The sequence below is a fragment of the Kribbella sp. NPDC049584 genome, from assembly GCF_040675555.1.
Lineage (GTDB): Bacteria > Actinomycetota > Actinomycetes > Propionibacteriales > Kribbellaceae > Kribbella.
The window spans coordinates 657054-681318 of sequence record NZ_JBFAPF010000002.1; the positions used below are offsets into that span (position 1 = coordinate 657054).

The 24265-nt window shown below is 68.8% G+C and carries 21 protein-coding genes; 11 read left to right on the forward strand and 10 right to left on the reverse strand.

Features of this window, described 5'->3' with window-relative positions; all coding sequences use genetic code 11:
• Window positions 1-85 precede the first annotated feature (85 nt).
• A complete protein-coding gene (locus AB0J62_RS09900; RefSeq protein WP_363867747.1) occupies window positions 86-913 on the forward strand; it encodes a helix-turn-helix transcriptional regulator in 828 nt (275 codons plus the stop codon).
• On the opposite strand, the gene AB0J62_RS09905 is transcribed toward AB0J62_RS09900, so the two are convergent.
• On the reverse strand, window positions 910-1479 hold the full coding sequence (locus tag AB0J62_RS09905) for a TetR family transcriptional regulator (protein ID WP_363866691.1): 570 nt from the start codon (window positions 1477-1479) through the stop codon (window positions 910-912). The two genes, AB0J62_RS09900 and AB0J62_RS09905, sit on opposite strands and share 4 nt — an antisense overlap.
• 72 nt (window positions 1480-1551) lie before the next feature.
• Here AB0J62_RS09905 and AB0J62_RS09910 point away from each other — a divergent pair, with 72 nt between their 5' ends.
• Window positions 1552-2430: an aldo/keto reductase gene (locus AB0J62_RS09910; protein ID WP_363866694.1), complete on the forward strand. Its 879-nt coding sequence runs from the start codon at window positions 1552-1554 to the stop codon at window positions 2428-2430.
• On the opposite strand, the gene AB0J62_RS09915 is transcribed toward AB0J62_RS09910, so the two are convergent.
• Together AB0J62_RS09915 and glnA are read right to left on the reverse strand one after the other, a co-directional pair.
• A complete protein-coding gene (locus AB0J62_RS09915) occupies window positions 2420-4114 on the reverse strand; it encodes a sialidase family protein (RefSeq protein ID WP_363866697.1) in 1695 nt (564 codons plus the stop codon). The genes AB0J62_RS09910 and AB0J62_RS09915 overlap by 11 nt on opposite strands.
• A gap of 154 nt (window positions 4115-4268) precedes the next feature.
• The gene (glnA, locus tag AB0J62_RS09920; protein WP_134097858.1) at window positions 4269-5693 is read right to left on the reverse strand and encodes a type I glutamate--ammonia ligase; all 1425 of its coding nucleotides are present in this window, start codon (window positions 5691-5693) and stop codon (window positions 4269-4271) included.
• 190 nt (window positions 5694-5883) lie between these two features.
• Between glnA and AB0J62_RS09925 the strand changes: the two genes are divergently transcribed.
• Window positions 5884-6339, forward strand: a complete 456-nt coding sequence (locus AB0J62_RS09925; protein WP_134097860.1) for an RDD family protein — start codon at window positions 5884-5886, stop codon at window positions 6337-6339.
• A 59-nt stretch (window positions 6340-6398) separates the two neighbouring features.
• Here AB0J62_RS09925 and AB0J62_RS09930 read toward each other — a convergent pair whose 3' ends face one another.
• From AB0J62_RS09930 to lipA, 3 genes are all read right to left on the reverse strand, one after another.
• Window positions 6399-7691, reverse strand: a complete 1293-nt coding sequence (locus AB0J62_RS09930; protein ID WP_363866702.1) for a cyclopropane-fatty-acyl-phospholipid synthase family protein — start codon at window positions 7689-7691, stop codon at window positions 6399-6401.
• 101 nt (window positions 7692-7792) lie between these two features.
• Window positions 7793-8488: a DUF4191 domain-containing protein gene (locus tag AB0J62_RS09935; RefSeq protein WP_363866705.1), complete on the reverse strand. Its 696-nt coding sequence runs from the start codon at window positions 8486-8488 to the stop codon at window positions 7793-7795.
• Between the two features lie 2 nt (window positions 8489-8490).
• Window positions 8491-9429 carry a lipoyl synthase gene (gene lipA / locus AB0J62_RS09940; protein ID WP_134097866.1) on the reverse strand — a complete coding sequence of 313 codons (939 nt, stop codon included), beginning with the start codon at window positions 9427-9429 and terminating at the stop codon, window positions 8491-8493.
• Window positions 9430-9485: 56 nt separating this feature from the next.
• On the opposite strand from lipA, the gene AB0J62_RS09945 reads away from it, so the two are divergent.
• The 5 genes from AB0J62_RS09945 (at window position 9486) to AB0J62_RS09965 (ending at window position 14689) form a co-directional block, all read left to right on the forward strand.
• A complete protein-coding gene (locus AB0J62_RS09945) occupies window positions 9486-10784 on the forward strand; it encodes a sensor histidine kinase (protein ID WP_363866709.1) in 1299 nt (432 codons plus the stop codon).
• Window positions 10777-11451, forward strand: a complete 675-nt coding sequence (locus AB0J62_RS09950; protein WP_363866712.1) for a response regulator transcription factor — start codon at window positions 10777-10779, stop codon at window positions 11449-11451. The genes AB0J62_RS09945 and AB0J62_RS09950 overlap by 8 nt, the downstream gene beginning before the upstream one ends.
• Window positions 11452-11566: 115 nt before the next feature.
• Complete coding sequence (locus AB0J62_RS09955; protein WP_363866715.1) at window positions 11567-12448, forward strand: ATP-binding cassette domain-containing protein; 882 nt, start codon at window positions 11567-11569, stop codon at window positions 12446-12448.
• Window positions 12445-13611 (forward strand): ABC transporter permease, encoded by a 1167-nt coding sequence (locus AB0J62_RS09960; protein WP_363866718.1) that lies wholly within the window; start codon window positions 12445-12447, stop codon window positions 13609-13611. Before AB0J62_RS09955 ends, AB0J62_RS09960 begins: the two co-directional genes overlap by 4 nt.
• A 109-nt stretch (window positions 13612-13720) precedes the next feature.
• Window positions 13721-14689 (forward strand): LysR family transcriptional regulator, encoded by a 969-nt coding sequence (locus AB0J62_RS09965; RefSeq protein WP_363866721.1) that lies wholly within the window; start codon window positions 13721-13723, stop codon window positions 14687-14689.
• A 3-nt stretch (window positions 14690-14692) separates the two neighbouring features.
• On the opposite strand, the gene AB0J62_RS09970 is transcribed toward AB0J62_RS09965, so the two are convergent.
• Complete coding sequence (locus AB0J62_RS09970) at window positions 14693-15952, reverse strand: hypothetical protein (protein ID WP_363866724.1); 1260 nt, start codon at window positions 15950-15952, stop codon at window positions 14693-14695.
• A gap of 109 nt (window positions 15953-16061) precedes the next feature.
• Between AB0J62_RS09970 and AB0J62_RS09975 the strand changes: the two genes are divergently transcribed.
• A complete protein-coding gene (locus tag AB0J62_RS09975; protein WP_363866727.1) occupies window positions 16062-17375 on the forward strand; it encodes a sulfatase-like hydrolase/transferase in 1314 nt (437 codons plus the stop codon).
• A gap of 5 nt (window positions 17376-17380) precedes the next feature.
• Window positions 17381-18760: a sulfatase-like hydrolase/transferase gene (locus AB0J62_RS09980; RefSeq protein ID WP_363866731.1), complete on the forward strand. Its 1380-nt coding sequence runs from the start codon at window positions 17381-17383 to the stop codon at window positions 18758-18760.
• A 6-nt stretch (window positions 18761-18766) separates the two neighbouring features.
• On the opposite strand, the gene lipB is transcribed toward AB0J62_RS09980, so the two are convergent.
• Window positions 18767-19483 (reverse strand): lipoyl(octanoyl) transferase LipB, encoded by a 717-nt coding sequence (gene lipB, locus AB0J62_RS09985; RefSeq protein ID WP_363866734.1) that lies wholly within the window; start codon window positions 19481-19483, stop codon window positions 18767-18769.
• 113 nt (window positions 19484-19596) lie between these two features.
• Between lipB and AB0J62_RS09990 the strand changes: the two genes are divergently transcribed.
• Entirely contained in the window at window positions 19597-21267 is a 1671-nt protein-coding gene (locus AB0J62_RS09990) for a protein kinase (protein WP_363866737.1), read from the forward strand.
• Window positions 21268-21296: 29 nt separating this feature from the next.
• On the opposite strand, the gene AB0J62_RS09995 is transcribed toward AB0J62_RS09990, so the two are convergent.
• Window positions 21297-22187 (reverse strand): TIGR01777 family oxidoreductase, encoded by an 891-nt coding sequence (locus tag AB0J62_RS09995; protein ID WP_363866740.1) that lies wholly within the window; start codon window positions 22185-22187, stop codon window positions 21297-21299.
• Between the two features lie 90 nt (window positions 22188-22277).
• Window positions 22278-24248 carry a 2-oxoglutarate dehydrogenase, E2 component, dihydrolipoamide succinyltransferase gene (sucB, locus tag AB0J62_RS10000; RefSeq protein WP_363866743.1) on the reverse strand — a complete coding sequence of 657 codons (1971 nt, stop codon included), beginning with the start codon at window positions 24246-24248 and terminating at the stop codon, window positions 22278-22280.
• Between the last annotated feature and the right edge of the window lie 17 nt (window positions 24249-24265).

The following is a 24265-nucleotide window of genomic DNA, read 5'->3' on the forward strand; positions in this document are numbered from 1 at the left end:
CCCTCTGCCGGCCGGAGGCGGGGGAGAAGGCCCACTTCATCCACGGACAGGTTGTCCCTGGATAGGCCTTGGGGCGTCGCGGATGATGGATCATGTGATCGATCGTGACGGCCTGGCCGACTTCCTCCGCCGGCGCCGGGAGGTGCTGCGCCCGGCTGACGTGGGACTTCCCGACGGCGCCCGCCGCCGTACGCCGGGACTGCGCCGCGAGGAGGTCGCTCAACTCGCCGGCATGTCGACGGACTACTACTCGCGGCTGGAGCAGTCCCGCGGCGCGAACCCGTCCGAGCCGATCATCGCCGACCTCGCCCGTGCGCTGCGCTGCGACCTGAACGAACGCGACCACATGTACCACCTGGCCGGCCTCACGCCACCGCTACGCCGAGCCGGTCGCCACATCCCGCCCAGCCTGATGGCCCTGGTCAGCCACCTCACCGACATTCCGGTGGTGATCTGCACGGACCTCGACGAGGTCCTCTGGCAGAACACGCTCGCCGACGTCGTCATCGGTCCCAGCATCGGGCGAAACCTGACCTGGCTGTGGTTCACCGACCCGGCGATCCGGCAGCTCTTCCCGGCGGAGGACTGGGACGCTCACACCGCCTTCCACGTCGCCGACCTCCGTGCGACCTACTCCCGCCGGATGGGCGACCGCGACGTCACCGAGCTGGTCGATGCGCTCATCGACCACAGCGAGGAGTTCCGCACGCTGTGGTCCCGGCACGACGTCGCCGTCCACCTGCCTCGCAAACGCTTCGTGCACACCGAGGTCGGCAACCTGGATCTGACCTGCGAAACCTTGCTCACCCCAGCCGCCGACCTTCGCGTGCGCGCGTTCCTCCCCATCGAAGGCACCGACGCCCGCGAGAAGCTGGATCTCCTCCGAGTGATCGGCACCCAGAGCTTCGCCTAGCGGGGCCGGAGACCGTCCAAGAGCAGATCGAGCAGGCGCTCGGCCTGCTCGCGCTGCTGTTCGGGAGCCGCGGTGATCACAGCCCCCGCCATCGCCGCGACAACGTCATCGGCCGGTACGCCGGAGCGCAGCGTCCCCGCGGACACGCCCGCGTCGAGGAAGGGGGCGATGGCCCCGGCGAGCCGGGACCGGGTGTCCGACTGCGTGATCGCACCCGAGGCCACGATGGCACGGAGACTGACGCCCATCGCACGCTTGGAGTCGACGAAGTCGAGGTAGCGGTGCATCCAGGCCAGCAACGCCTCGTCGGCGGGTCCGGCAGTCGCCAGCTCGGGCGCGGCATCGCAGAGCCGACCGAGCTCCTGGTGATAGACCGCGGTGAGGAGCGCCTCCCGGGTCGGGAAGTGCCGGTACAGCGTCGCCACGCCGACCCTCGCCCGTGCCGCGACCCGGTCGAGCGAGAGGTGGACGGGTTCGCCCGCACGGGCGGCCACGGCGAGCTCGGCCAGCTCGTCCACGGCCGCCGCGACCACCTGCTCACGCTTCCGCGCCGCGTCAGCCCGCATAAATGGAGAAACCTCCAGTTAGTGTTACGGTAATTGGAGAAACCTCCACTTACTCTACCTGGGGATACCGCTATGACCTCTCAACGCCCCGGCGGCACCATCGCGCTCGGACCGTACGAGATCGCCCGGATCGGGTACGGCGCGATGCAGCTCGAGAAGCTGGACACGACAGCGGCGGGCGCCGTCCTGCGGCGCGCCGTCGAGCTCGGCGTCAACCACCTCGACACCGCCTCGTTCTACGGCCACACGACCGTCAACCAGCACATCCGGGCCGCCCTGCACCCGTACGCCGACGACCTCGTCATCGTCAGCAAGGTCGGCGCCCGCCGCGTCGACGCGCCGGTGCCTCTGACCCTTGCCCAGCACCCGTCGCAGCTGCGCGAGCAGGTGCAGCTCGACCTGACGTCCCTCGGTCTCGACCAGGTCCCGGTGGTCAACCTCCGCCGCGCCGACCAAGGCCCAGGGCTCATCGCCGAAGGCGACCAGCGCGTCCCGCTCGACGACCAGCTCGCCGAACTGATTGCCCTACGCAACGAAGGCCTCATCGGCGCGATCGGTCTCAGCAACGTCAGCACCGAGCAGCTCAAGCAGGCCCTCCCGGCCGGCATCGTCTGCGTCCAGAACGCCTACAGCCTGATCGACCGCTCCGCCGAGGAGCAACTCCAGCTCTGCGCGACGAACGGCATCGCGTGGATCCCGTACTTCCCCCTCGGCTCCGCCTTCGACCAGATCCCGTCACCCGCCGAGAACCCCGTCGTACTGCGGATTGCCGCGCGGCTCGACGCCACGCCCGCCGCGGTCTGCCTGGCCTGGATCCTGGCGCACGCGCGCAACACCGCGCTGATCCCCGGCACCCGCAGCATCGCCCACCTCGAGGACAACCTGCGCACCGCCGACGTCGAGCTCGACGAGGACGCCCTCGCCGAGCTCGACGCTGTCGTCAGTGCCTGAGCTGGATGCTCTGGGTGTAGGCGTCCTGGTTCGGCGTGTTCACCCCGGGCCGGCCGCGGAAGTCGGTCCAGCACGGATGGATCCGGAGGTCATTGCCAATGGCAACCGCTGAGTAGTCGCCGATGAACACTCCCTGCACCTCGGTGCCGTCGGGGTTGACGGCGAGGAACTGGACCTGCGGGTTCTCCGAGGCGGTGGTGATCCGCTGGGTGGCGGCCCGGCTGAGCGACTGGGTGCCGGAAGCGGCCCAGTACGCGTAGTCGAGGTTGATCCCGTTGCGGTCGTAGTGCCTCGTGTACGACGTGATCGCGACCTTGCCGTCGCGCGCGGCGACCGCACTGAAGAACTCGTCCTGCGGCGTGCCGATGACCAGCGGCCGGGACCAGCTCTTGCCGTTGCCGGACGAGGACACGACGTTGTCGCCGTTGGTCTTCACGGATGCGCCGGTGGTCGCGTCGTACAGACCGTTGCGGTCGTCGGACCACACCACCGTCAGCTTCTCGTTCACCCGGTCGTAGGCGAGTTGCGGATAGCTGTTGAGCCGGAAGTTCTCGCCGGTCAGCGTGTCCGGGAAGTCGTAGTTCGTGTCGACGATCGCGTGCCGGAACGTGCGCCCGTGGTCGGTCGAGGTCGCTACCACCGTGGCGTCCCGGTCGCCCGCGGCGTCACACGCGGCCGTCGCGCAGACCGAGGCCTCGTAGGCGACGTACAGCTGCCCGTCGTTGCCGACCTGCGGATTCGAGCCCTGGTCGTACGGCGTGATGCCGCCGTGGAACCCGTCCAGCGACGGCGGGATCCGGACCGGTGCCCCGAAGTGCGCGCCGAAGTCGACGCTGGCCGACACCATGATCGGCGACTCGAGATAGTTGTCGTCGGTGTCATAGGTGAACTTGGTCCAGCTCACGTACACCCTGCCGTTCGACGGATCGGCGGCCATCCACGGCTTGTCGTTGAAGATGTGCGTCACGGCCGGCGTGCCGTCGGCGTTGACCCCGTCCATCGCGATGACCTGCGGTCCACCCCAGTGCAGGCCGCCGTCGTGCGACACGTTGACGACGATCCCGGTCGCATCCTGCCCGCCGAGTGGTGCCGACCGGCTGAACACGAGGCTGGCGAAGTAGACGGTGTTGTTCGGTCCGAAGGCGACCACCGGGTCGCCGGATCCGTCCATCCAGCTGAAGGCGCCGGTGCCGCCCGCGGCGATGGTCAGTCCGGGGATCTCCACATTCGTCCAGGTCCGGCCGCCGTTGAACGACGTGTACGCGAAACTCGAACTGTCGTTGCGGTTCTCCCGGGCGTTGAACAGCCGGTAGTCGTTCGCGCCGGCGACGATGTTGTCCGGGTTCCGCGGGTTGACCGCGATCGTGGTCTCGTTCTGCGCGGCGCTGCAGCCTTTCTGCGAGCCGACCGGGACCACGGTGTCGCCGACGATCTGGTCGACGTTCGGCGCCGGGTTCCCGTACGGGTTCGGATGGCCGAGATACGACTGGCAGAGCGCCGACTGCGTCGGGTCGTCCGGATCGGGCTCTTCCTCCTCGGCCAGAACTTCCTTCAGCAACGGGTTGTGGACGGCGGCGGTGCCCGCGGCGGTGGCAGCCGGTGTGCCCATCGTCACCAGAGCGAGCGACCCGATCAGGCCGATCACTCCGAGGACGGCGGACCGGCGCATGGTTGACGGCCTCACGTGTTCCCCCTTCCCAGCCCCCCGAGGGATGTCATGCGCATTGTGCGCCTCACCCGGACACCGGTCCAGAGCACAGAAAAGGGCACAGAAAAAGGCACAGAAAAGCCCCGCCCGAACTGATCGGGCGGGGCTTCTCAGCTACGTCTCAGGAAACTCAGACGTCGTAGTACAGCTCGAACTCGTGCGGGTGCGGGCGGAGCTGGATCGGGGCGATCTCCTGCTCGCGCTTGAGGTCGATCCAGGTCTCGATCAGGTCCTCGGTGAAGACGTCGCCCTCGAGGAGGAAGGCGTGGTCGGCCTCGAGCGAGTCGATCACGGCCGGGAGCGAGGTCGGGACCTGCGGGATGCCCGCGTGCTCCTCCGGCGGCAGCTCGTACAGGTCCTTGTCGACCGGGTCGGCCGGCTCGATCTTGTTGCGGATACCGTCCAGGCCGGCCAGCAGCTGGGCCGAGAAGGCCAGGTACGGGTTCGCCGACGGGTCGGGGCAGCGGAACTCGATCCGCTTCGCCTTCGGGTTCGATCCGGTGATCGGGATCCGGATGCAGGCCGAGCGGTTGCGCTGCGAGTAGACCAGGTTGACCGGCGCCTCGAAGCCTGGCACCAGGCGGTGGTACGAGTTCACCGTCGGGTTGGTGAAGGCCAGCAGCGACGGGGCGTGCTTGAGCAGGCCGCCGATGTACCAGCGGGCGATGTCGGACAGGCCGCCGTACCCGGACTCGTCGTAGAACAGCGCGTCGCCGTTGGAGAACAGCGACTGGTGGACGTGCATCCCCGAGCCGTTGTCGCCGAAAATCGGCTTCGGCATGAAGGTCGCGGTCTTGCCGGCCGCCCAGGCGGTGTTCTTGACGATGTACTTGAACTTCATCAGGTTGTCGGCGGTCTTCAGCAGCTCGTCGAAGCGGAAGTTGATCTCCGCCTGACCCGCGGTGCCGACCTCGTGGTGCGCCCGCTCGACGACCAGGCCGGCCTTCTCCAGCGCCAGCGTGATGTCGTCGCGCAGCTCGCCGAAGTGGTCGGTCGGCGCGACCGGGAAGTAGCCGCCCTTGTAGCGAACCTTGTAGCCGCGGTTGCCGCCGTCCTCGACCCGGCCGGTGTTCCAGGCGCCGGCGACCGAGTCGATCGCGTAGTACCCGGTGTTGGACTTGGTCTCGAACCGGACGTCGTCGAAGACGTAGAACTCGGCCTCCGGCGCGAAGAACGCGGTATCGGCGATACCGGTCGACTTCAGGTATTCCTGCGCCTTGCGGGCGATGTTGCGCGGGTCACGCGAGTACGCCTCGCCGGTGAGCGGGTCGTGCACGAAGAAGTTGATGGCCAGCGTCTTCGTCCCGCGGAACGTGTCGAGGAAGGCCGTGGTCGGGTCGGGCAGCAGCTTCATGTCCGATTCGTGGATCTGCTGGAACCCGCGCACCGACGAACCGTCGAACATCAGGCCCTCTTCGAAGACCTCGGGCCCGAACGACGACACCGGGACGGTGAAGTGCTGCATGATGCCCGGCAGGTCGGAGAACCGGACATCGATGATCTCGATGCCCTCGTCCTTGACGTAGGCGAGCAGCTCCTCAGCGCTGGAAAACATACGTACTCCTAGGGTGGCTCAGAGATTGCATCTGAACGTAGGGCCCGCCGGTTTCTCCGTCATGACCCTGATGTTTCGCGGATGTTACGCCCAGCGTGTCCGCGCTGACCCACTGGTGTACGGCGATTACGCCCTGAGATCTTACGATCCGCCGCAGGCGGCCCCGGGGCTGTTCCGTAGGCTAGTCATCATGGCATCGTCGGCGCAGCCGGGCACAGGACCCACCGAAGAATTCCGTTTTCCGGGGAGCCGGCTGGGCCTGCCCGAAGAGGGTCCGGGCTCGGTGGCCGGTTGGGGCCGCCGGCTGCTCGCACTGCTGATCGACTGGCTGATCGCCGGCCTGATCGCGTCGGTCGTGGTCGGCAAACCGATGTGGGCGGGCGGCAACGACTACAACACGTCACACCTGGCGATCTTCTTCCTGGTCACCGCGATCCTGACCGGCCTGGCCGGTGGCACCATCGGCCACCGGATCTGCGGGCTGCGCGTCCTCAACCTGAAGAACAAGGACGTCCCGCAGGTCGGGCTGCTCGGGGGAGTGATCAGGTCGTTCCTGATCTGCCTGCTCATCCCGGCGGTGATCTTCGACCGGGACCACCGCGGCCTGCACGACCTGGCCGCGAAGACCGTCGTCGTACGGCGCTGAGCAGCGGCTGATCAGGCGGCTGATCAGGCGGCAGATCAGGCGGCAGGTCAGGCGGCAGGTCAGCGGCGGGTGAGCCGCAGCTGCACGTCGTCGAGGTAGCCGGTGCGGAAGCCCGCCTCGGAGTACGCGAGGTAGAACTCCCACATCCGCCCGAACGTGTCGTCGAACCCGAGCGCCGAGATCTCCGGCCAGCGCTCGATGAAGCGGTTCCGCCAGACTCGCAGCGTTCGCGCGTAATCGGCGCCCAGGTGGCGGATGACGTCCGCCCGCAGCCCGGTGTGCTGTGCGGTGACGTCCTCGATCACCTTGATCGACGGGATCAGGCCGCCCGGGAAGATGTACTTCTGCACCCAGGTGAACGTGTTTCGCGTCGCCAACATCCGCTCGTGCGGCATCACGATCGCCTGCACGACGCCGACGCCGCCCGGCGCGAGTCGCCGCTCGATCGCCTCGAAGTACACCGGCCAGTACTTCTCGCCGACCGCCTCGATCATCTCCACGCTCAGGACGGCGTCGAACTCGCCGATCTGGTCGCGATAGTCCCGCAGCGCGACCTGCACGCGGTCGCCGACACCCGCATCCGCGATCTTGCGCTGCGCCAGCAACGCCTGCTGCGAAGCGATCGTGATCGCCGTCACCCACGCGCCCCGCTGCGCGGCCCGGATCGCGAGACTCGCCCAGCCGCACCCGATGTCGAGCACGCGCGACCCGGACTGGATCCCGGCCGCATCGAGGATCGAGTCGAGCTTGCGCAGCTGGGCCGCGGTCAGCTCGTCGTACGACGCCGTGGCCAGGTCGCTGTGAGCAGCGTCACCGAAGTACGCTGCGGAGTACGTCAGGGTCGGATCGAGGAACTCGCTGAACATCGCGTTGCTCAGGTCGTAGTGCCGGCTGATGTTCTCGCGCGCGCCGGCCCGGTCGTTCTCCTGCTCGCCCGGTTGCGAGCGGGTGACCAGCCAGCGCAGCGACTGTGCCCACTTCGGGAGCAGGTGCCGGGTCTCGTCGTTGCTGAACCGTTCCGCGAACGGGACCAGCAGGTCGGCCAGGTCGGTGCCCGGCTCCGGGTCCCAGTCGCCGGCCAGGTACGCCTCGCCGAACCCGGATCCGGCGTCGTGCCCGAGCCGGTCCAGGAACGCCGACGTCCGGTGCACCCGCATCGCGGGGCCGCCGAGACCGTACGACCGGTTGCTGTCCAGATGGATCGTGGCGGGCAGGTCCTTCGCGATCAGCTTGATCGCGGTCGCCGCGCCGTACCTGCGGACCGGATTCGAGCGTGGCCGCGCCAGCGTCGGCCACGTCTCGGCCACCGGTTGGTGCACGCGTCGGCGCACTGGCGGCATCAGATCCGTCATGTCAGCTGTTCCCCTGTAATCCGTCCTGGTCGCACCCTAAGGGCTCCCAGCCTCCCCACGGCGCATGTCTGAACAGATCAACTGTCGGGCATGCCGCTTGGTTACCGTCCCCGCATCGCCTGGCGGGCGCCCTTCAGGCTGCTCGGCACCGGGCCCTTCGGCATCGGCACCTGCGGCCGGACCGCGTCGAGCGCCTTGAGCCGCTGCAGCAGATCGGTGATCTCCGACGGCTGCATCACCGCCGGCAGCTTCATGACGTGCTTGGTCAGCTTGCGGATGTCGATCTCGTCCTCGCCCTGACCGGCGATGATCTGGGTCACCGGCGCGCCGCCGGCCACCCGGTTGTGCTTCTTCGCCTCGGCGGTGAGCAGGTTCTTCACCCGGCTCGCCTGGCCCTCGCCGACCAGGACGATCCCCGGCCGGCCGACGACGCGGTGGACGATATCGGCGTTCTTGGTGACCGCGATCGCGGGCGTCACGGTCCAGCCGCGGCGCAGCGTCTGCAGCGCCGACGCGGCCGCACCGGCCTGCCCCTCGATCTGGCTGTACGCCGCCTTCTCGACCTTGCGGCCGAACACCAGCGTCGCGGCCAGGAAGCCGAGCGCGACACCGAGCGGGATCCAGATCAGCAGCGGACCGACCAGGAAACCGCCGAGCACCGCCAGCGCGACGATGCCGAGGAAGATCCCGGCGAGCACCAGCCCGACCGTCGGGTCGGACTTCTGGGTCAGCTTGTAGGCAGAAACGATCTGCTTGAGCCGGCTGGTCTTCTCTTCGGGCGCGTCGTTCTTGGCCATCTCTACCTGTCCTGGTTCTTCATACGTGACTCAACGGCCTGACGGTACAGCCGACCGGCCCGGTACGACGAACGCACCAACGGCCCGGACATGACTCCGGCGAAACCGATCTCCTGCGCCTCGGCGTCCAGCTCGACGAACTCCTCGGGCTTGACCCAGCGCTCGACCGGGTGGTGCCGCACCGAGGGCCGCAGGTACTGCGTGATCGTGATGATCTCGCAGCCCGCCGCGTGCAGGTCCTTCAGTGCCTGGCTGACCTCGTCGCGGGTCTCGCCCATGCCGAGGATCAGGTTCGACTTGGTGACCAGGCCGTAGTCGCGGGCCTGGGTGATGACGTCCAGCGACCGCTCGTAGCGGAAGCCGGGCCGGATCCGGCGGAAGATCCGCGGCACGGTCTCGACGTTGTGCGCGAACACCTCAGGCCGGGAGGAGAACACCTCGGCCAGCTGCTCGGGCACGGCGTTGAAGTCCGGCGCGAGCATCTCGACGCCGGTGCCCGGGTTGAGCTCGTGGATCTGCCGGATCGTCTCGGCGTACAGCCAGGCGCCGCCGTCGTCCAGGTCGTCGCGGGCGACGCCGGTCACGGTCGCGTACCGCAGGCCCATGGTCCGGACCGACTCGGCCACGCGGCGCGGCTCGTCGCGGTCCAGCGCCTCCGGCTTGCCGGTGTCGATCTGGCAGAAGTCACAGCGCCGCGTGCACTGGTCACCGCCGATGAGGAAGGTCGCCTCGCGGTCCTCCCAGCACTCGAAGATGTTCGGGCAGCCGGCTTCCTGGCACACCGTGTGCAGTCCCTCGGATTTCACGAGTTTCTGCAGCGCCTGGTACTCCGGGCCCATCTTGGCGCGGGTCTTGATCCACTCGGGTTTGCGCTCGATCGGGGTCTCCGCGTTGCGCACCTCGAGCCTGAGCAGTTTCCGTCCTTCTGGGGCGATGGTCACGCCCCCAAGGGTACGCGTCCCGGCTCACGACCGTTTCACCCGTACGCTGATGAGCTATGTCGTGGACTCGGCCTGCGCCGACACCCAGGGAGCAGCGGTACGACGTACTGCTCGGCCTCGGGATGGCGCTGGCGTCCCTGCTCGGCACCGAGCTCGCCCGCGGCGGCTCGCCGACGCACGTCGACCTCGGCATCGGCGGCGTCGAGCCGTACGTGCTGAGCGCCGCGATCGCGCTGCCGATGTGCTTCCGGCGCCGTTGGCCGATCCCGGTGGTGCTGGTGGTCGCGGTGCTGTTCGTGCTGAACGGCGAGCGGGCGTTGTTCGCGTTCGGCGGCAACCTCGTCACCCAGGCGACGATGTTCATGGCGATCTACGCGGCGGTGGCCTGGTCCCGGGACCGGCGGCTGATGAAGGCGGCGGTCGCGGTCGTCTTCCTGGCGATGTTCGGCTGGCTGACGCTGAACTTCGTCAAGGCGCTGCAGAACAACTCGATCGAAGGGCCGAACCACGCGCTGTTCTCGCCGTACGTCTCGAATGTGGTGCTGGCTGTCGCCTTGAACGTCCTCTACTTCTTCGGCGCGTACTTCTGGGGCCGGACCGCGTGGGGGACCGCCCGGCAGCGGGCCGAGCTGGAGCAGCAGGCGACCGAGCTGGCCGCGCAGCAGGAGGCGAACTCCCGGCGTGCGGTGATCGACGAGCGGCTGCGGATCTCGCGGGAGTTGCACGACGTCGTCGCGCACCACATCAGCAGCATCGGCGTCCAGGCCGGGGGAGCGCGGCGAGTGATGGACACCGACCCGGACGCCGCGAAGAACGCGCTGAACGTGATCGAGGAGTCCAGCCGGAGCGCCGTGAACGAGATGCGCCAACTGCTCGGCATGCTCCGCGCGGCGGATCCCGATGTCGATGTCACCACACCGGATCCGAAGGCGCCGCAGGCCGGGGCCGACCGACTGCCCGCGCTGATCTCGGAGGTGAACGGGCAAGGCCTCGAGGTCGGTTTCCACCAGATCGGTGCGCCGGCCGAGCTGCCGAAGACCGTGTCGGTGTCGGTATATCGGATCGCCCAGGAGGCGCTCGCGAACGTCCGGAAGCACTCGACGGCTCGCAGTGCGCATCTCACGCTGCGTTATCTCGGTGACACGGTCGAGCTCGAAGTACTCGACGACGGCCGCCCGAAGCACGCTCCGGTCGGCAGCCGGCTCGGCCATGTCGGGATCCGGGAACGGGTCGGCCTGCTCGGCGGCGAGAGCGAGATCGGCCCCCGGCCCGTGGGAGGATTCCGGGTCCGGGTCCGGATCCCGCTGGACCACCCGATGCTGGACCAACCGCTGGCTGGAGGGCTCGATGACTGACGACCCGATGCGGGTCCTGCTGGTGGACGACCAGGATCTGGTCCGGGCCGGGTTCCGGATGATCCTGTCGGTCGAGCCGGACATCGAGGTGGTCGGTGAGGCGTCCGACGGCGAGAAGGCGATCGAGCTCGCGCTGGCGCTGCGGCCCGACGTCGTACTGATGGACGTCCAGATGCCCGGTATGGACGGGATCAGCGCGACCCAGCGGATCGTCTCGGAGGACGCCGGGAAGGTGGTCATCCTCACGACCTTCGACCGCGACGACTACCTCTTCGAATCGCTCGGGGCCGGCGCCAGCGGCTTCCTGCTGAAGAACACCGCGCCCGAGGATCTGGTCGAGGCGATCCAGATCGTCCACTCGGGGCACGCACTGCTCGCGCCCGAGGTGACCCGCCGGGTCATCAAGCGATTCACCGGCGGCGGCGAGCGCGTGTACCGGCCGGACCTCCTCGCCGACCTCACCGAGCGCGAGCGCGAGGTCCTCGGCCTGATCGCGCGCGGCCTGACCAACACCGAGATCGCGACCCAGCTGTTCGTCGGCGAGGCCACGGTCAAGACCCACGTCTCCCGGGTCCTGCTCAAGCTCGGCCTGCGCGACCGCGTCCAGGCCGTCGTCTTCGCCTACGAGTGCGGTCTGGTCACCCCGGGGGACGACACCTCCGTCTAGGGGGTGACCTGCGCGATCACCCTCGCGGGCGACGTACCGGGAGGCAGGTCCTCACTAGGTTTGGCAGTGTCGGGTGCACGCCCGGCGGGGGCTGACCTGTAGGGAACGGTGACACATGCTGAGGGTGGCTGGGCTCACCCGGCGGTTCGGTGATCATCTGGCGCTGGACGACGTGACCTTCGACGTCGTACCTGGACGGATGACCGGATTCGTCGGGGCCAACGGTGCCGGTAAGACGACGACGATGCGGATCATCCTCGGCGTCCTGGCCGCGAACGCCGGCGAGGTGCTCTGGAACGGCGAGCTGCTGACCCAGGAGGTACGGCGCGACGTCGGGTACATGCCCGAGGAGCGTGGGCTGTACCCGAAGATGAAGATCCGCGACCAGCTGGTCTTCTTCGGCCGGCTGCACGGCCTCTCACCGGACCGAGCATCGGAACGGACCGACAAGCTGCTCGAACGGCTCGGGCTCTCCGAACGGGCGACCGACGCGCTGGAGACGCTGTCGCTGGGTAACCAGCAGCGGGTGCAGATCGCGGCCGCGCTGGTGCACGAGCCGATCGCGCTGGTGCTCGACGAGCCGTTCAGCGGTCTCGACCCGCTCGCGGTCGACGCGATGGTGGACCTGCTCCGCGAGGAGGTCACCTCCGAGGTGCCGGTGCTGTTCTCGAGTCATCAGCTCGACTTGGTCGAGCGGCTGTGCGACGACCTCGTCGTCCTGTCCCGCGGCAAGGTGGTCGCCGCCGGTTCGGTAGCGGACCTGTCCGCCGGATCGACTTCGACGTACCGCCTCGTGGTCGACGGCGACGCGGGCTGGCTGCGTGACGTGCGAGGCATCGAAGTACGCGATGTGGCGGGCGGTACGGCGCTGTTCGACGTACTGGACGGGGCGGTCGAGCAGAAGATCCTTCAGGAGGCGCTCAGCCGTGGGCCGGTCCGCGAGTTCGGGCCGGAGCGGGTGGCGCTCAGCGACGTATTCCGGGAGGCGACCCGATGAACGTGCTGGACAGGCCGTGGGCGCTGATCGCCGAGCGCGAGATCAGCACGAAACTCCGGGACAAGACCTTCATCGGCTCGACCCTGGTGATGCTGTTCATCGTGATGGTCGCGGTGATCCTGCCGGCGATCCTCGCGGGCCGGGGTGGCGCGGACAAGATCGCGGTCATCGACGACGCGGGCGCGAAGGTGGTCCAACAGGCGTCGAGCACTCAGGGCGGCGACGGCTACGAGGTGGTGCGGGTCGCAGACAAACCGGCTGCCGAGCAGCAGGTCACCGATGGCGACGTGAAGGCGGCGCTCCTGCCGGGCCCGGACGGGTACGTCGTCCTCGGCAAGGATCGCGTCGATGCGGGGATCGAGAGCGCGCTGCGCGAGGCGGCCGCGGCCGTCGGCATGGAGGCGAACGCCGCGAAGGCGGGGCTGACCCCGGAACAGCTGCACTCGGGGACGAAGGTCGACGTGCAGCTGCTGAAGCCCGGTCCGCTGCCGGACCTCGTCTCGCAGTTCGTCAACATCGGGCTCGCGCTGGTGTTCTACATGACCGCGCTCGGCTTCGGCATGATGATCGCGCAGAGCGTCGTCCAGGAGAAGGAGAGCCGGGTCGTCGAGATCCTGGCCGCCGCGGTACCGATCCGGTCGCTGCTGTGGGGCAAGGTGCTCGGCAACACCGTCCTCGCGCTGTCGCAGATCGTCGTGATCGCGGCCGCTTCGCTGATCGGGCTGCTGGCCACTGACCAGGCCGACATCCTCGAGGTGGTCGCGCCCGTCGCCGGGTGGTTCGTCGTCTTCTTCGTGCTCGGCTTCGTGGCGCTGGCCGGACTGTGGGCGGTCGCGGGTTCGCTGGCCACGCGGCAGGAGGACCTCGGGTCGACCACGCTGCCGGGGCAGATGATCCTGATGATCCCGTTCTTCTTCTCGGTGTTCGCGGGGTCGTCGGCCAAGACGGTGGCGTCGTTCGTCCCGATCGCGTCGTCGATGTCGATGCCGGGCCGGATGCTGACCGAGGACGTGCCGATCTGGCAGCCGTTGGTCGCGATCGCGCTGCTGCTCGGCGCGACCGTGCTGATCGTCCGGCTGGGCGCGCGGCTGTACGAGCGGACCTTGCTGCAGACGGGCCGCCGGCTCGGGTACCGCGAGGCCCTCGCCCTCGAATCGAGGTAGCTCATCGTCACAGCCGGGTCCGGCGTTACAGCAATCGACCCGGCTGTGACAGAACCGCAATGTAAGGTGCCTGTGTGCTGTGCCCACACCTGGACTACGGTCTCAACGCATGAACGTCGAGCTGCGCCACCTGCGGGTGGTGGTCCTGGTGGCAGAAGCGGGGTCCGTCGGACGGGCCGCCCGCTGGCTCAAGGTCAGCCAGCCGAGCCTGACGGCGCAGCTGAAGCGGATCGAGGCGGCTTTCGGCGGCGAGCTGTTCTCGCGCTCCCGCACGGGGGTCACGCCGACGCCGCTCGGCCGGTACGCCGTGGATCGCGCGCGAGCGATCCTGGTCGACGTCGACCACCTCTCCGCGACGGTGTCCGCGATGACCGCGGTCGAGTCGTCCGCAGTACGGCTCGGTGGATTCCCGACCGCGCCGATGTCCGGGATCGCATCCCGGCTGCGCTCGCACGGCGAGATCGAGCAGGTCAGCATTGAGGTCGAGTGGTCCACGAGTGTGTTGCTGCAGCAGCTGGAGAGCGGACGGCTGGACTTCGCGCTGCTCCGTGAGTTCCCCGGGTTCGAGCTGCGACTGCCGACGGGCGTCGAGTCCACCACGGTCGTCGAGTCGGAGTCGGCGTACGTCGCTCTCTCGGCCGATCACCCGGTGGCGGAATCGACCCGCACCCGCGGCGAGGTCGACCTGGCGTCGCTGGCCGACGAGGAATGGATCGGGGAACCACCGGACGACAGCGGGTTCCATGTGCTGTTCCGCGCAGCGTGCGAGGCGGCCGGCTTCCAGCCGAAGGTCGAGCACCACTCGGTGGACACGTCGGTCCTGATGGGCTTCGTGACGAGCGGGCAGGGCGTCGCGCTGATCTCGCCGACGTCGTACCGGATGTTGTCGTCGGACGTCACGACGCGCACGCTGGTGGGCGATCCGATCCACCGGAAGCTGGTGCTCGCGTGGAGCACGGAGTCGCCTCGGGCCCAGATGGCCGCCGACGTCCTCGGCATGGCCAGCGCCGCCTACGACGAGGCGATCACCGAGCATGCCCGCCGGGGCGCGCACGAGCAACGCATGCACGTCGCCTGAGCGTCAAGCGGGCTTGACGACCGGGTTCTCGAACGCCAGGTGAAACTCCCCGGTGTCCTCGGGGTTTTCCATCCGCTCCCGGTACTGCGACCCCACCTGCTCCTTCGGAGCCACGGTCTCGGCTGCCTTCGGCTGCTCAACCGCCTTGGGCTGCTCAACCGTCTTGGGCTGCTCGACCGGGGCCTGCGGGTTGGGCTGCTCGCCCGCAGCCTGTGGCTTGGGCTGCTCGACGGGCTTGGCCTCAGCCGCCTCGGCGTCCTCAGCCACCTGGGCATCCTTGGCCGCCGGCGCGCTCGCCTCGGCGGGCTCGGGCTGAGCCGCCGGCACCGGCTGCGTCTCGTCGACCGGCATGGCCTGCGTCTGCTCGACGGGCTTCGGCTGCGTGGCGGGCGGGGCCTCCTCGGCCTTGGCCTCCGGGGCGTTCGGCTCAGACTGCGCGACCGGCATGGCCTGCGTCTCCTCGGCCGGCTCGGGTTCGGCCGCCGGAGCCTCCGCGACGGGCTTCTCGTGCTCTTCAACCGGCTCCTGGGCCGGCGGTGCCTCAGCGGTGGCTGATTCGTCCTCTGGCACGGGCGCGGCGACCGTCTCGTCGCCCACGTAGTTGCCCTGAGCATCTGCCTCCGGGAACTGCCGCGTCTGCTCGAACTCGGCACCGGCCGGGAACTGCCGCGTCTGCTCGTCCGCCTGGCTCCGCGGACGGACCGGCTCGGGCTCGTCGAACAGGTCGTCGTACCGCGTGTGGCTCTCGTACGCGGCCGGCTCCGCATAGGTGCCCCCGGCAACCGGGTACACCGCCGCGACGTCCGCCTCCTGCTGGGCCTGCGCCGCCTCCTGCTCGCGTTGCAGCCGCTCCGCCTCGGCGCGCTCGCGGCGCCGCCGCTGCACGCTGCGGACGATCAGCTGGATCGCGTACACCAGCGAGATCACCCCGAGGATCGGTACGACGCCGTTCAGCGTGTACTGCTTCGACCCGTCGATCATCCCCGTGGTGACGCCGGGAACGTCGTTCAGGAAGTTCGTGGTCCGGTTCGGGATCCACAGCCAGCAGTAGACCAGCGTGCCGAAGGCCACGAACGCCCCGAGCGCGCCGGCGCCGGAGAAGTACGACGCCACGGCCCAGAAGACCAGCGCGCCGATGCCGAAGGCAAGCGCCAGCTCCTTCGCGTTCAGCTCGATACCACCCGGCGCCGAGAGCACTCCGAAAACGGCCGGTCCGGCCAGAGCAACGGCTACGCCGAGCAAGAACCCAAGAAATTTGGCCACAACCCCAAGGTAGCGACGATCGGCCGTCACGCCGTGCAGACACTTCGGTACGGCACACCAGACACATCTGTCCCAAGCGCACCGGCAATCGTTTGCCTAGGCTGTCCTCGTGGACCGTCCTCCGAACATCCTCGTAGTCCTGTCCGACGAGCACACCGCCGCCGCGGCCGGCTGGGCCGGTCATCCGCACGTACGAACGCCGCATCTGGACCGCCTGGCCGCACAGGGCGTTTCGTTCGACCGCGCGTACACGAACAGCCCGATGTGCGTCCCCTCCCGGCTCTCGCTGATGTCTGGGCGGTACGTGCACCAGATCGGGGCCTGGGACAACGGCGTGATCCCCGGCCCGACGTTCCGCAGCTGGGGTCACCATCTGCGCGAGGCCGGTTACACCTCGGTCATCGCCGGCCGCACGCACTTCAACGGCCCAGACCGCCTGCTGGGCTTCGACAAGCGCCTCACAGACGACCTGGACTTCTGGCTGGACCACAGTGGCCGTCCACCCCGCCGTACGCCGGACTGGCGGCGCCCGTCCAACTCACACGTCACCGAACAAGGCGCGGGCGACCACGTCCACACGCAGCACGATGTAGCCGCAACCGACGCAGCAGTGGACTTCCTGCGTGCTCCCGGCGAGGACCCGTTCCTGCTGTACGTCGGCTACATGCACCCGCATTTCCCGTTGGTCGCCCCACCGGAGTTCCGCGCGCTGTACGACCCCGCCGATGTCGAACTGCCCTCTGTCGCGGACGAGCAGCACCCGGTGATCTCGTTGCTGCGCCATGGCTTTCGCAACGACGAACCACTGACGGAGGAGCAGATCCGGGAGGCAACGGTCTGCTACTGGGCCCTGATCAGCCACCTCGACCATCAGCTCGGCCGACTGCTCGACGCGGTCCCCGACGACATGGTGGTGATCTACACCAGTGATCACGGCGAAATGGCCGGCCAGCACGGGATCTGGCAGAAGCAGTGCTTCTACGAGCCCGCAGTACGCATCCCTCTCCTGCTGCGCCACCCGGCTGTCGCACCTGGCCGCACCGAGGCCCACGTCAGCCTGATCGACGTACTGCCCACTCTCAGGGATATTGCCGGGCTAGCGTCCGATCCTGCTCTACCGGGGCGTTCGTTGCTCGACCCAATGGATCGCCCTGTGCTCTCGGAGTACCACGCCCAAGGCATGCTCGATGGTGGCTTCATGCTGAAGTCCGGCCCCTGGAAGTACGGCTACTACGGGCCCGCCAACGCGCCGCAGGTCTTCAACCTCGACGACGATCCACTCGAGCAGAACGACCTCGCCGCCGACACAGCTCTGGTGCAGCGCCTGGACGCCGAGCTACGACTGCTACTGGATCCGGACGCGACCGACGAACGAGCGAAGTCCGACCAGGCCGCCCGCACCGCTGTCTCCACGAGAGGTTGAGCCCTTTGTCTGCCCCGAAGTCTGCTCCGAACGTTCTGCTGATCGTTTCCGACGACCACGGGTACGCCGACCGCGGCAGCCTCGGGCTGCACCCCGACGTACACACTCCGTCCCTCGACCGGCTCGCCGCCGAAGGCGTGACCTGCACCGACGCTTACGTGACAGCGCCGATCTGCAGCCCGTCCCGTGCCGCGATCATCTCCGGGCTGTATCAGCAGCGGTGGGGCGGCCAATGGTTCGACTCGGCCTCCTTCCCGCCGGACGACGTACCGAGCCTGGCGGAGATCCTGCAGAACCAGGGCTACCGCACCGGGTACTTCGGCAAGGTGCACTACGGCAAGGAGGACGTGGGGGACAGGGGCTGTCCACCACACCATGGCTTCGAGGAAACGCTCTATGGCTTGGCAGGGCAGTCCTCCGGGCGCCTGAACTACCTGCACCACTCGCAAGACGCAATGACGTCGTACGGACAGCCGGCGGCGCACCACATGGCTGTGCAACCGTTGCTGTCGGGAGACACCCCGGTCGAACACGAGGGCTTCCTGACAGCCGAGTTCGGACGACGAGCAGCCGATTTCATGAGTACTGCGGACGAGCGCCCGTACTTCTGCATGGTCGCGTTCAACGCGGTACACAACTTCTGCTGGCAACTGCCGGACTCCGAACTGGAGGCGCGCGGCCTGCCGCCGTTCCGCGACTGGTCGCCGGACACCGACGGCTCCTTCATGGAGTGGTACGACGACGTGATCGTGCCGAACCTGCCGCATGGCCGCGAGTACTACCTCGCCCAACTGGAGTTGATGGATGCAGAGATCGGACGCCTGCTCGACGCGGCCGACGAGAACACCATCGTCGTCTACCTCACCGACAACGGCGGCTCGACCTGCAACTTCGGCGACAACGCTCCACTCCGCGGCACGAAGTACACGCTCTGGGACGGCGGCATCCGCATCCCGATGATCTGGCGCTGGCCGGGTCAGCTGCCCGCGGGCAGCAGTACGGACGCACTGGTCAGCAGCATGGACCTCGTTCCCACGCTGGCCGGCGCAGCCGGTGCGACCGTCACCCGAACGGACGGCCTGGACATCCTTCCGGCCCTGGCCGGCACGCCATCCACAGCCCACGACACCCTCCACTGGGACTGCGGCTTCCAGTGGGCCGTCCGGTCGGGCTCCTGGAAACTCAGTTGGGTTGCCGACGACACCAACACCCAGCAACTGAAGTCCTACGAACACGCACCCATGGGCAACGGCTGGTTCCTGACTGATCTGTCCACCGACCTTGCCGAGCAAGCCAACCAGTACGCCGGGCAGCCGGACGTTGTCGCGCGCCTCCTCGACTTGCACACCGTATGGCGCGCTGAGGTTGGCCTGCCCTCCAGCTGAGGCTTCTCAGACGGTCAGGCCGTACGTGATCGCCGTCGGACCCTCGTCTGCGTGCTCGATGTCCGGGCTGCGCTCGTACTCGTCCCAGGCGAGGAGTTCGTCGAGGTGCCGGCGGACCGAATCCAGCACGTCGGTCACAGCCACCTCGCGGCCGAGCTCCTGCGACAGCGTCGTCACGTCCGCGTCCGAGATCCCGCACGGCACGATCCGGTCGAACCAGGCCAGATCGTTGTTGCAGTTCAGCGCGAACCCATGCATCGTCACGCCCTGCGCGACCCGGATCCCGATCGCCGCGATCTTCCGCTCCCGGCCACGCTCGTCGGCCGCGACCCAGACACCGCTACGTCCCTTGACCCGGCCGGTCTTCACCCCGAAGTCCGCGCAGACTGCGATCAGCGCCTCCTCGAGCCGCCGTACATAGTCCACGACGTACACATGTGAGGCGAGCTTCACGATCGGGTACCCCACCAGCTGGCCCGGTCCGTGCCAGGTGATCTTCCCGCCGCGGTCGACGTCGACGACCGGCGTCCCGTCGAACGGGCGTTCCTGCGGCTCGGTGCGCTTGCCGGCCGTGTACACCGGCGGGTGCTCGAGCAGGATCACGGTGTCCGACCCGGTGCCCTCGGCAACCTCCGCATGCAGCCGCCGCTGCTCCGCCCACGCAGTCTCGTAGTCCACCGCGTCGGCGCCGAAGCCCGCTTCCACATACTTGATAACCCTCACCCGATCGAGTGTAAGCGCCCCCGGCCACGCCCTCCGCTGAGGCCCGGCATCACCGCCACCTGCCTGTGGATAACTTCGACGGCGGGTGTCGCGATCGGTGCATCCTCTTGGTCATGGACCTCGCCGACTTCACCGGGTACAGCCTGCGCCGGCAGCTCGGGTCCGGACCGGCCGGCATCGTCTGGCAGGTGCGTGACCGTACGACGGGCCGCAACGCCGTACTCAAACAGATCCCGATCACCATCGTTCCCGACCTGAGGAGACTCCGTGAAGACCTGAGCGTGCTGAGCCGCATACGTCACCCGCACATCGCGCGGGTGCTGGAGTTCCGCGAGACCGAGACTCACCTGATCGTCATCAGCCAGTACCTCCCGGCCGGCAGCCTCGCCAGTCTCCTGCCCCGCCGCGGCCACCTGTCGAGCGGCGAGCTGGTGACCCTCCTCGCCCCTCTGGCCGAGGCCGTCAGCTTCCTCCACCGCTCGCACCTGAGCCACGGCGCGATCACTCCCCACAACGTCCTCCTGGACGCCGACGGCCGCCCCGTCCTGACCGACGCGACTCTCCATCCCGCCCCACCAGCCACGGACCTGACCGCTCTGGCTGCCCTTGCCCATCAGGCAGGCGCAGATCCCACCGTGTTCACCGCGGACCTCTTCACGAACACCGCACCCACCGCCCTGCCCCGCCACCTCCTGTCCCTGGCCGCCCCAACCCCCATCGACTTGGCAGTCCCCGAGATCCCAAGCTCCGCCACCCCACTGCCCAAGCCTTCTAGCGGGCCGGATCTGTCGGCTCTTCTCAGCGCCCCACGTCCGAAGACGTCTGACGAGACGCCGGGCGACGACGATCCGATCGCCCTGTCCCGCGGCCCACTAGCCGCACCTCCACCCAAGCCGCCGACAGCACCCCCGACGCCGCCCGCTCGCTCGGAACAATCCTCAAGTCCGACAGGAGGTTCAAACCGGCGCCGCCCAAACCGTCGTAGGCAATCCCGCCGCGGCCGCGCACTCAGACGCCGCCCACACCCGCTGCACATCAATCTCTTCGCTGCTGTCCGCCGCCTCGTCCGACGCCCGCCGCACACGACTGTCATCGCTCCCGTCCGCCGCCTCGTTCGACGCCCGGCGTACGGCACCCTCGCCGCAGCTGGTCTGGGTGTTGTCGTCGTGCTCGCGATCGCCACAGTGACGATCCGGACCCTGGACGCACCGGCGACCGCCCAGGCCGACCCCGTCCATCCCCAGACCACCCGGACACCAGCGGCGACCGTGCGACCGACTGGACAGGCTGAGCCGACCACGGCGGCGAGCGTGCGACCGACTGGACAGGCTGAGTCGACTGCGGCGGCGAGCGTGCGGCGGACCGAACAGGCTGAGTCGACCGCGGCGGCGAGTGTCGATCCGGTTGCGTGGACGAGGACTCTTCAAGCGCTCGACGCCCAGCGGGCTCATGCGTTCTGGACGCTCGACCTAGGAGCCCTCGACCGCATCTACGTGCCCGGCAGCTCACCCTGGCGGTCCGACCATGCGCTCCTGTCCAGCTACCGCGAGCAGCAGATCCGTGTGGAAGGACTGCGGGTTCAGATCGACAGCTCGACCATCGCCCACCGCACTCCAACCACAGTCACCCTCAAGACAACCGACCACCTGGCCGCCGGCCAAGCGGTCGATCAGACCGGCACCAAGACCCCACTTCCGCGCGGAACCCCGACGACCAGACTCATCACGCTGACGACCAATCCAACCACCAAGGCCTGGCGAATCACGGCCATAACCCAAGCCTGACCCGCATCAAGCAACAGGACGGAGGCAGGTTATGAGGAGAGCGCAGCAGAAAGGGCGGTGGTGACGGTCGGATGGTGGAAGGGAAAGCCGGCTGACTGGAGGCGGGTTGGTAGCGCTCGTTTGCTTCCCAGGAGTTCCCACGCGAACTCGCCCAACGCAGCCTTCATCACAAAGGCCGGGACCGGCACGAACGCCGGTCGGTTGAGTGCCGTCGCGAGAGCCTCGGTGAATTCTTTGTTGGTGGCCGGCGTCGGGAGGGTCACGTTCACCGGGCCGCTGATCGTGTCGGTCTCGGCGACGAAGCGGACGGCTCGGATCCAGTCGGTGAGGGAGACGACGGGGAAGTACTGAGTGCCGGACCCGAGGCGGCCGCCGAGGCCGAGACGGAAAGGAAGGGACAGGAGTTGGAACGCCGGAGCCTGACGATCGAGTACGACGCCGGTGCGAAGTGCGGCGACCCGGCTGCCTGCGGCACGGGCGGGTTCGAGCGCGCCTTCCCACAGGCGTACGACGTCGGAGAGGAAGCCGTCGCCGAGTTCGGAGTCCTCGGTGAGGATCCGGTCGCCGAGGTCCGTCCCGTAGCCGCCGATCCCGCTCTGCGTGATCAGGACCGGATGCCGGTCGAGCTGCGACACGGCCGTCGCCAGCGTCGACGTCGTACTGACGCGACTCTCGCGGATCGCGTTGCGGTACGTCGGTGTCCATGGCCGGCCGATGTTCGCGCCGGCCAGATTGACCACGACATCGGGGTCGCCGAGGGACGCGGGGTCGAGGTCACCGCTCGCCGGGTTCCAGCGGATCTCGTCGGACGTCGACGGCGTACGGCGTACCAGGCGGAGGACCTGGTGGCCGTCGGCAACCAGGTCGCGGGTCAGGGCCTTGCCGAGGAAGCCGGATGCCCCGGCCAGCACGTACTTCATCCCGCTTCGCTCCTTGTGAGGTTCGCTGAACACAAAAGCGCCGGTGCCCGTCTCCGGGGAGACAATGCACCGGCGCCTTGGCTGATCGGATCAGACGTCGAACTGGGCCTCTTCGAGGCGCTTCTTCACCGCGGTCAGGTAACGGGCCGCGTCGGCGCCGTCGACCAGACGGTGGTCGTAGGTCAGCGCGAGGTACACCATCTGCCGGATCGCGATCGTCTCGCCGAGCTCCGGGTGGGTGATGACGACCGGGCGCTTCACCACGGCACCGGTCCCGAGCATGCCGACCTGCGGCTGGTTCAGGATCGGGGTGTCGAACAGCGCGCCCCGGCTACCGGTGTTGGTGATCGTGAACGTGCCGCCCGCCATCTCGTCCGGCAGCACCTTGTTGTTGCGGGTGCGGTCGGCGAGGTCCGCGATCTTCTTCGCCAGGCCGGCGATGTTCAGGTCACCGGCGTTGTGGACGACGGGGACCATCAGGCCGCGCTCGACATCTACCGCGATGCCCAGGTGCTCGGCGGCGTGGTAGGTGATCTCGCCCTTCTCCTCGTCGATCGACGCGTTCAGCTTCGGGTACTGCTTCAGCGCGTCGACCGCCGCGAGGGCGAAGAACGGCAGGAACGACAGCTTCGTGCCCTCCCGGGCCTCGAACTCCGCCTTCTTCGCGTTGCGCAGCTTGGCGATCTCGGTGACGTCGACCTCGACCACGGTGGTCAGCTGGGCCGAGACCTTGAGCGAGTTGACCATGTGGGTCGCGATCGCCTTGCGGATCCGGCTCATCTTCTCGGTCGTGCCACGCAGCGGGCTGATCGTCGCAGCCTGTGCGGGCGCCGCGGCCGGAGCCGCTGCCTGGGGGGCCGGGGCTGCGGCGGCAGCCTTCTTGGCCTCGGCGGCGGCGATCACGTCCTGCTTGCGGATCCGGCCACCGACGCCGGTTCCCTGTACGGCGTTGAGATCGACCTGGTGCTCCGCGGCCAGCTTGCGGACCAGGGGAGTGACGTAGTTCGGACCGTCGGTCGAGGAACCGTTCGGCGACGGCGCGCTCGCAGGCGCCGGTGCTGCCGGGGCAGGTGCCTGCGCGGCCGGAGCCTGTGCGGGCGCGGCCTGCGGGGCGGGAGCCTGGGCCGGCGCGGCCTGCGGCGCCGGAGCTTGTGCGGGCGCGGCCTGGGGAGCCGGAGCCTGGGCGGCCGGAGCCGCCTGCGGTGCCGGGGCAGATGCCTGAGCCTGGGCGGCGGGAGCCTGCGCGGCGGGAGCCTGAGCCTGGGCGGCGGGAGCCTGAGCCTGCGCGGCCGGGGCCGGGGTTTCGGCGGGGGCGGACTGGGCCGGGGCGGCGTCGCCGGAGCCGACGATTGCCAGCTCGGCGCCGACCTCGACGGTCTCGTCCTCGGCGACCTTGATCTCGAGGAGCTTGCCGGCGATCGGGGACGGGATCTCGGTGTCGACCTTGTCGGTGGAGACCTCGAGCAGCGGCTCGTCGACGGCGACGTCGTCACCGACCTGCTTGAGCCAGCGGGTGACCGTGCCCTCGGTGACGCTCTCGCCGAGTGCCGGCAGCGTCACCGGAGTACCGGAAGCGGAGCCACCGCCCGACGCGGCCGGGGCCTCCTGAGCTGCCGGGGCCTCCTGAGCTGCCGCGGCCTCCTGGGCCGGGGCTTCCTGCGGAGCGGGAGCTTCCTGCTGCTGAGCGGCCGGCTGCTCCTGGGCGGGAGCGGCTTGTGCCGGAGCGGCCTCGGCGGCCGGCTGTTCGGCCTGCTCGGCCGGGGCTGATTCGGCCGGGGCTGATTCGGCCGGGGCTGATTCGGCCGGAGCGGAGGTGGCTTCGCCCGCGTCGCCGATGACGGCGAGCTCGGCGCCGACCTCGACGGTCTCGTCCTCGGCGGCCTTGATCTCGAGCAGGGTGCCGGCCACCGGCGACGGAATCTCGGTGTCGACCTTGTCGGTCGAGACCTCCAGCAGGGGCTCGTCGACGGCAACCGTGTCGCCGACCTGCTTGAGCCAGCGGGTGACGGTTCCTTCGGTGACGCTCTCCCCGAGGGCCGGCAGGGATACAGAGGTCGGCATGACGGTCGTTGCTCCTT